Below are 7261 nucleotides of genomic sequence, written 5' to 3'. Positions count from 1 at the left end.
CCGATGCCGACCGCCGCGCACCGGGCCACGGCCACCTCGCTGCGGGGCGTGGCGCTTGGGCGGGTCAGTGGCCCGCGTCGTACCGGCGGCCGCTCGTTCACGGGGTGGGCCGGGGCCCCGCCAGGGACTCGGCCTGGCCGAGGAAGCGGGGCAGCCACTCCTCGTAGGAGACGCCCGCCAGGAAGCCCAGGGCCGCCTCCGCGTCCTTGCCGACCACCGTGTGCAGCGCGGTGCCGGGGTCGTCGGCGGCGGCGACGACGGCCTCGGCCGCCTCCGCGCAGTCAGCGGCGCCTTCCGCGACACGGGTGAGGAACCGGGCCAGCCAGGCGTGGTCCGCGCGGTACGGGTCGTCCCCGGACGGCTCCGCGCCGGTGGCGCCCGCGACGGACCTGCCCCGGATGCGGGAGGCGAAGCTGCCGGGTTCCAGGCACACCACCCGGATACCGAAGGGCCGGACCTCCGCGTACAGGGCCTCGCTGAGCGCGCCCAGGGCGGCCTTGCTCGCCGCGTAGAACCCGCCGTGCGGCACGGCGAACGTCCGCCCGGCGAGGGACGAGACGTTGACGATGACCCCGCTGCCCCGGGCCCGCATGCCGGGCAGCACGGCGCGGGACACGCGCAGCGGGCCCCAGAGGTTGGTCTCCATCAGCTCCCGCGCCCGGTCGAGCGGCATGGTCTCGACGGGACCGGTCCGGTCGATGCCCGCGTTGTTGACCAGCACGTCGACGGGCCCGTGCCGGTCCTGCACCGCGGTGACGGCGGCGGTGACGGACGCGTCGTCGGTGACGTCCAGCCGGGGGACGTCGAGGGTGAGGTCCTCGGCGCGGGCGCGCCGCAGCAGTTCCTCCGCGCCGGCCGGGTTCCGGACGCAGGCGTGGACGCGGTCCCCGCGCCGTGCGAACGCCAGGGCCGTCTCCAGGCCGATGCCGCTGCTGCACCCGGTGACCAGCACCGACGTCACGCGCGTACCGTCCACTTCGCCAGCATGCCCAGGACGTCCTGGGCATGCGCCGTCAGGTAGAAGTGCCCGCCCGGGAACACGTGGAACTCGGATGCCGCGTCCGTGTGGCCGGACCAGGCGCGGGCCTCGTCCACGGTGACCTTGGGGTCGTCGTCGCCGACCAGGCTGACGATGGGGCAGGTGAGGTTCGGGCCCGGCTCGTAGGTGTAGGTCTCGGCCGCGCGGTAGTCGGCGCGGATCGCGGGCAGGGCCATGCGGATCAGTTCCTCGTCGTCGAGGATCGACGCGTCCGTGCCGCTCAGCCGGCGCATCTCCTCGATGAGTCCGTCGTCGTCGCGCAGGTGGACCGTCTCGTGGCGCGGGCAGGAGGGGGCCCGCCGGGCGGAGGCGAACAGGGCGCGCGGGACGATGCCGTGGTCGCGTTCCAGCCGGCGGGCGACCTCGAAGCCGAGGGTGGCGCCCATGCTGTGGCCGAACAGGACCAGGGGGCGGTCCGCCCAGGGCAGCAGGACGGCGGTGACCTGGTCGGCGAGTTCGCCGATGCTCGTGGCGCACGGCTCGCCGCGGCGGTCCTGGCGCCCCGGGTACTGCACGGCGAGCACGTCCACGGAGGCGGGCATGCCCGCCGACACCGGGTGGTAGAAGGTCGCCGAGCCGCCCGCGTGGGGCAGGCACACCAGCCTGGCCGCCGCGTCCGGGCGGGGATGGTAGCGGCGGATCCAGAGGCTGTCCTGCTCGGTGAGCGTGGTCATGGGGGCGGGCGTTCCCTTCCTGGGCTGCGGCGCTCGGCGCGGGGGCGGTGCCCCAGCAGTCTCACGCCCGGGGCGGGGGCGGACCACCCCTACCCGCCCCAACCGGCCCGCTCAGGCGTTGAGGTAGGCCAGCACGGCGAGCACCCGGCGGTTGCTGTCGCTCGACGGCGGCAGCATCAGCTTGGTGAAGATGTTGGAGATGTGCTTCGCCGCCGCGCCCTCGGTGATGGTGAGCCGCTGGGCGATCGCCGTGTTCGAGCAGCCCTCCGCCATCAGCTCCAGCACCTCGCGCTCGCGGGCGGTGAGCGCGGCCAGCGGCTCGTCCCGGGAGTGACTGGTCATCAGCTGGGCGACCACGGCGGTGTCCATGGCCGTACCGCCGGCCGCGACGCGGCGCACGGCGTCGATGAACTGCTCGTCGTCCAGCACGCTGTCCTTGAGCAGGTAGCCGATGCCGCCGGTGCCGTCGGCCAGCAGTTCCCGGGCGTACATCTGCTCGACGTGCTGGGAGAGGACGAGGATCGGCAGGCCGGGCCGCTCCCGGCGGGCGCGCAGGGCGGCCTGGAGGCCCTCGGTGGTGAAGGTGGGCGGGAGCCGTACGTCGACGATGGCGATGTCGGGCCGGTGCTCGGTGATCGCGGCGGCGAGGTCCGTGCCGTTGTCGACGGCGGCGGCCACCTCGAAGTCGTACGCCTCCAGCAGTTGGATGATCCCCTGCCTCAGGAGGAAGAGGTCTTCGGCGAGGACAACGCGCACGGCAACTCCATCTTCATCACGGTCGGACCGCCCGGTGGACTGTCGATCTCCAGGACCCCGTCAAAGGATGCCAGCCGCCGTCGGATGCCCGCGAGGCCGCTCCCCGCCGACGCGTCGGCGCCGCCGCGGCCGTCGTCGGTGACCCGGGCGTGCAGCGTGTCCTCCTCGCGCCAGGCGACGACCTCCACGCGCCGCGCGTCGGCGTGCTTGAGTGCGTTGGCGAGCAGCTCGGACACCGCGAAGTACACGGCGGACTCGACCGGGTCGGGCAGTCTGCCGGGCAGGTCCACCACCACGGTGACGTGCAGTGGGCTGGCCAGGCCCAGGGCGCGCAGGGCGTCGGGCAGGCCCCGTTCGGCGAGGACCGGCGGGTGGATGCCGTGGACCAGGTCGCGCAGTTCGCGCAGCGCCTGCACCGACGAGGTGCGGGCCTGCCGCAGCAGCCGCCGGGCCTCCTCCGGGTCCTGGTTCATCTTCCGGTCCACGGCGCCGAGTTGGAGGCCGAGGCTGACGAGCCGGGCCTGTGCTCCGTCGTGCAGGTCCCGTTCGATGCGGCGCAGTTCGGCGGCCTGGATGTCCAGGGCACCGGAGCGGGTCTCGGACAGGTGCTGGACGCGGGAGGCGAGTTGGGACTGGCGGGTGGGGCCCAGCAGCAGGCGGACGAAGTAGGCGAAGCCCTTGAGGACGAGCGGGCCGAGGAACACCCAGCCGGTGAGCACGACGAGTGCGAGCAGGGCCGCGGCGAGCGCCGCCGGCCAGCTGTCGACGGTGACGAAGCAGTACCAGCGGCCGTGGCCGTCCTCCGCGAGGGGCCGCCACAGGCCGGCGGCGAGGAACAGTCCCTCCCCCGCGTAGTAGAGCAGCGCGGCCGGGACGAACCCGACGAGGCCGACGACGCAGTTGAGGAGCAGCCACAGCAGGTCCCGCCAGGTCGCGGGGTCGGCGAGGATCCACTTGCAGCGCCGCGTCCAGCCGACGATGTCCTTCTCGATCTCCTCCGGCTCGGGCCGGTAGGGCCGCTCCACCGGGACGCCGGAGCGCGCGGCGGCCCGCCGGTTGAGGTCGCACAGCCATCGCACGGCCCGGGTCAGGTAGGGCAGCGCGAGGAAGCCGATGCCGATGAGGCACAGGACGATGAAGTAGGTGGTGGTGACGAACAGGACGACCGACAGCAGCGCTCCGGAGGCGATGGCCACGCCGACCAGGGTGTCCACGGTGGCGCGGCCGAGTCGGCCGCGCCACGTGACCGGCACAGTCTTCATGTCCTCATGCTCCCATTCCCGGCCGCCCGTCACGCAGGGGCCGCCCCCGCCCGGGGGAAGCGGGGACGGCCCGGCCAGGGGGTGGCTCACGCGGCCTTCACCGTCTCCACGGCGGGGCTGCGCATGCCGCGCCAGGACGGCAGCAGCGTGGCGCCGAACACCAGCAGCAGCGATCCGCCGACGATGGCGAGGTAGATGCCGATGGATCCGGAGGGCAGGTAGGAGTCGCTCTTGACGAGGCTGTAGGGGACGATGGTGGTCGCGGAGGCGACGGTGCCGAGGACGGTGGCGACGACGCCGGTCAGCAGGCCCTCGACGGTCAGCATGCCGAGCACCTGGGCGCGGGTGGCGCCGGTGAGCCGCTGGAGACCGAACTCCGCGCTCCGTTTCCGGGTGACGGACACCAGGGTGTTGACGACGGTGATCGCGGCGTACCCGACGATCATGGCGACGATGGTGTAGTTGGCGGAGACCAGGATCTGCTGGATCTGGTTGTTGCGGCCGGCCAGCGAGGAGCTGTCGTCCAGTTCGGTGCCGGGCACCCCGGCGGCCAGCGCGGCGAGGCGTTCGTGGACGGCGGCGCCGGCGCCGCGCGCGGTGCGCACGAGGATCTGGTGCGGCAGCCCGTCACCGGTGTGCGGCGCGAGGGTGGCCGCGGGCAGCGTCAGGTACTCCTGCTTGGGGTTGTCGCGGTAGAGGGCCACGACGGTGGGGCGTACGACGGTGCCGTCCCCGAGGTGCATCGGCAGCCGCTCGCCGACCTTCACCCCGTACTCCCGGGCCTTCTTGTCGGACAGGGCCACGGTGTCGCCGCGCAGGCCGGTGAGGGACCCGGCGACGACGGGCAGGTCCAGGCTCTGCCGCACGCCGTCGGCGGAGACGCCGCGCAGGTCGACCTGGTCCGGGCCGCCGGCGCGGTCCACGAAGCCGCGGCTGGTGACGAACTCGGAGGCCGCGGCCACCCCGGGCGTGGCACGCACCCGGTCGACGACACCGGGCGCGAATCCGCCGGTCGTGGAGTCGAGGACGTAGTCGGCGAGGATGTTGCGGTCGTAGGAGGTCCGCGAGACGTGGTCCTCGGTGGACTGCATGTACAGGGTGCCGGTGGCGATGCCGATGAGCAGGACGATCGGCGCGACCGCGCCCGCCATGCGGACGTTGGCGGTGGCGGCGTTGCGCAGCGCCAGCTGACCGGAGAGCCCGGACAGCGCCCGTACCGGCAGGCGGAGCACCGCGACCATGGCCTTGGTGATGCCGGGGGCGAGCAGGGCCAGGCCGATGCAGAACAGCACGGAGGCGGGCCCGGCGGTGCTGGCGAGGGTGGGGCCGTCGTCCATGACGGTGGCGGTGGCGACGGCCAGGCCGATGCCGTTGGCGAGGAAGAACAGCGCGAGCAGCAGCCGCGGCACGCTGAACCAGCGGGTGCCGGCGGCGGATTCGGCCAGCGCGGCGACCGGTTCGGTGCGGGCGGCGCGCCGTCCGGCGAACCGGGTGGCGCCGGCCGCGGCGAGCACGGTGACGACGGCTCCGACGGCCATCGGCATCCATCCGGCGTGGTAGACGATCGCCGACGACACCACGCCGCTGGAGGTCAGCACCCCGAACAGCAGCCGTCCGATGGCGTAGCCGGGCAGCAGGGCGAGCAGTACGGAGCCCACCGACAGCACGGCCGTCTCGCTGAGGATCATGCGGCGCAGCTGGTGCGGGGTGGAGCCGACGGCGCGCAGCAGGGCCATCTCGCGGGCGCGCTGCTGGAGGGAGAGGCCGAGGGTGGAGGCGACGCCGAACATGACGATCAGGACGACGGAGGAGCCGAAGACGGCCGCGAGGATGACGACGGTGCGCTGGCTGGCGAGGGTGCCGGGCAGTTCGGCCAGTCCCCGGCGTTCGCCGGTCAGCACCTCGGCGCGGTCGCCGACCTCGGCGCGCACCGCGTCCGCGACCGCGGTGACCGGTGTGCCGGGGTCGGGCAGCACGCCGATGGAGTCGATCCGGCCGCCGGCGAGGGCGCGGGCCTCGTCGTCCGTGAAGAACACGGCGGCGTCGGGGTTGCGGTCGCCGTGCTGCTCGGCGACGCCGCTGACCAGGAACCGGCGGGGCGTGCCCTGGACGACGATGTCGACGGCGGACCCCGGGCGCGCGCCGGCGCGCCGGGCGAGGTCCGCGTCGAGGACGACCTCGCCGCCGGCGACGGGGGTTTTACCGGCGGCGAGGGTATAGGGGGTGAGCCGGGCGGAGGCCCAGCCGTGGCCGTACGAGGCGGACTTGCCGGTCACCGGCTTGCCGTCCTTCAGGACGGTGGCCGGGACGGACACGTCGCCGACGGCCGTGCGGACGCCCTGGACCCGGGCGACCTCGCCGACGAGGCGGGGGTCGATGCGGTGACGTTCGGTCAGGGCGGTGGAGTCGTAGGTCTGTTCACCGGTGACGACGACCGGTGCGCCGTTCAGGCGCTGGGGCTCGGCCGCCATGCGGACGCCCGTCTCCATCAGGCCGCCGCAGCCGATGACGATCGCGGCGCCGAGGAACATGGCGAGGAAGGTCGCGACGAAGCTCGTCCGGCGGAACTTCAGGGTGCGCAGTGCCAGGCGCCACATCAGTACCGACCTCCCGAGGGCTGCGCGGCGCTCTGCCGGTGGGTGTCGTCCTCCCAGGCGCCGAGCCGGGTCATCCGGGCGGCGACGGCGTCGGCCGTCGGCCGGAGCAGTTCGCCGGCGAAGGTGCCGTCGGCGAGGAAGACCACGCGGTCGGCGTAGGAGGCGGCCACCGGGTCGTGGGTGACCATGACCAGCGTCTGGCGGGCGGTGTCGACGGACTCGCGCAGCAGGCCGAGCACGGAGGCGGCGGTGCGGGTGTCGAGGGCGCCGGTGGGCTCGTCGGCGAAGACCACGGCGGGGCGGGTCACCAGGGCGCGGGCGATGGCGACGCGCTGCTGCTGCCCGCCGGAGAGCTGGGAGGGCAGGTGACCGAGCCGCTCGGCCAGGCCCACGCGCTGCACGACGGTGCGGATCAGGTTCCTGTCGGGCCGCTGTCCGGCCAGTTGCAGCGGCAGGGTGATGTTCTGCATGACGGTGAGCGCGGGCAGCAGGTTGAAGGACTGGAAGATGAAGCCGATCCGGTCGCGGCGGAGCTTGGTCAGCCGGGTGTCGTCCAGGCCGGCGAGGTCGGTGCCGCCGACGGTGACCGTGCCGGAGGTGGGCTGGACCAGTCCCGCGGCGCAGTGCAGGAAGGTGCTCTTGCCCGACCCGGACGGTCCCATGACGGCGGTGAAGGTGCCGTCGGCGAAGCTCACGGTGAGCCCGCGGAGCGCCGCCACCTGGCTGTCTCCTCGGCCATAGGTCTTCGACACGGCATCCAGCCGTACCGCCTCCGTCCGGCGGAGGTCGTGTGAAGTGTGCACGGGGGCTCCCCTACGAGATTTCGCTTCTCACGCGGTGTCTGGGGACCAGATTAGGAACGCCGGCCCCGCAGCACATTGGCATTGTCCGGCCAGTTCGAGGTAGAGGTTTCTCTACCTCGAAGCGGCAGGT

General features: G+C 73.6%; 6 protein-coding genes. All 6 read right to left on the bottom strand.

Features of this window, described 5'->3' with window-relative positions:
- Positions 1-97: 97 nt before the first annotated feature.
- Positions 98-976 (bottom strand): SDR family oxidoreductase, encoded by an 879-nt coding sequence (locus AB0947_RS30170; protein ID WP_366753515.1) that lies wholly within the window; start codon positions 974-976, stop codon positions 98-100.
- Positions 958-1713: an alpha/beta fold hydrolase gene (locus AB0947_RS30165; protein WP_366753514.1), complete on the bottom strand. Its 756-nt coding sequence runs from the start codon at positions 1711-1713 to the stop codon at positions 958-960. The genes AB0947_RS30170 and AB0947_RS30165 overlap by 19 nt, the downstream gene beginning before the upstream one ends.
- Positions 1714-1824: 111 nt before the next feature.
- Positions 1825-2469: a response regulator transcription factor gene (locus AB0947_RS30160; protein ID WP_366753513.1), complete on the bottom strand. Its 645-nt coding sequence runs from the start codon at positions 2467-2469 to the stop codon at positions 1825-1827.
- Entirely contained in the window at positions 2433-3731 is a 1299-nt protein-coding gene (locus AB0947_RS30155) for a sensor histidine kinase (protein WP_366753512.1), read from the bottom strand. The genes AB0947_RS30160 and AB0947_RS30155 overlap by 37 nt, the downstream gene beginning before the upstream one ends.
- Before the next feature lie 86 nt (positions 3732-3817).
- Positions 3818-6328: an FtsX-like permease family protein gene (locus AB0947_RS30150; protein WP_366753511.1), complete on the bottom strand. Its 2511-nt coding sequence runs from the start codon at positions 6326-6328 to the stop codon at positions 3818-3820.
- The gene (locus AB0947_RS30145; protein ID WP_366753510.1) at positions 6328-7131 is read right to left on the bottom strand and encodes an ABC transporter ATP-binding protein; all 804 of its coding nucleotides are present in this window, start codon (positions 7129-7131) and stop codon (positions 6328-6330) included. Before AB0947_RS30145 ends, AB0947_RS30150 begins: the two co-directional genes overlap by 1 nt.
- Between the last annotated feature and the right edge of the window lie 130 nt (positions 7132-7261).

The organism is Streptomyces sp. NPDC047841, assembly GCF_040704085.1.
Lineage (GTDB): Bacteria > Actinomycetota > Actinomycetes > Streptomycetales > Streptomycetaceae > Streptomyces > Streptomyces argyrophylli.
The sequence above is the reverse complement of the archived record's forward strand: the minus strand, read 5'-3'. Positions and strand labels throughout refer to the sequence as shown.

What these genes read in the sequence shown, in the direction of transcription:
- AB0947_RS30150 (WP_366753511.1), bottom strand. Translation starts at nt 6,328, where the DNA reads ATGTGGCGCCTGGCACTGCGCACCCTGAAGTTCCGCCGGACGAGCTTC.
- AB0947_RS30165 (WP_366753514.1), bottom strand. Translation starts at nt 1,713, where the DNA reads ATGACCACGCTCACCGAGCAGGACAGCCTCTGGATCCGCCGCTACCAT.
- AB0947_RS30155 (WP_366753512.1), bottom strand. Translation starts at nt 3,731, where the DNA reads ATGAAGACTGTGCCGGTCACGTGGCGCGGCCGACTCGGCCGCGCCACC.